The 506-nt window shown below is 72.9% G+C and carries 1 protein-coding gene; it reads left to right on the top strand.

Annotated features, from left to right (window positions below):
* Positions 1 to 103: 103 nt before the first annotated feature.
* Positions 104 to 334, top strand: a complete 231-nt coding sequence (locus KBX39_RS32685; protein WP_043328162.1) for a heavy-metal-associated domain-containing protein — start codon at positions 104 to 106, stop codon at positions 332 to 334.
* Positions 335 to 506 lie beyond the last annotated feature (172 nt).

Raw genomic sequence — 506 nt, 5'->3', positions numbered from 1 at the left:
CATTCCGGCCGTCGAAAAGTTCCCGGCGCGGCCGGAATGCGAGCGTCGCCACCGTCGGCGGACCGTCGGCGGAGCCGCAGGTGACCGGCGGTACCGTGGGGTCATGACCGAGCAGCTACCCGTCGTCCAGACGTATGCCGTGACCGGGATGACCTGCGAACACTGCGTCCGGGCGGTGACCGAGGAGCTGTCCGCGCTGCCCGGCGTCGAGGAGGTCCGGATCGATCTGGCCGGTGGCACCGCCACCGTCACCAGTGACGCCCCGCTGGCGGTCGAGTCGGTCCGTGCCGCCGTGGACGAGGCGGGTTACGAGCTGGTCGGCGGCGGTGCCTGAGTCGTCGTCCGGCACGTCCGGCACCGGCGTCGTCCCCGACGACGCCGTGGCCGGCGCGACACCGCCCCGCGCCGGGGCCGGGCAACTACCGGATGTTCCTGGACTTCCAGGTCGGCGGCGTGGTGCGGACCGCCGAGTTCACGCTGACAGTGGCCTGAGCCCTCGGTCAGCC

Origin of the sequence: Micromonospora sp. D75 (assembly GCF_018070405.1) — a bacterium.
GTDB lineage: Bacteria > Actinomycetota > Actinomycetes > Mycobacteriales > Micromonosporaceae > Micromonospora > Micromonospora chalcea.
Note: the sequence above shows the minus strand (reverse complement) of the source record. Positions and strands in the feature narration are given on the sequence as shown.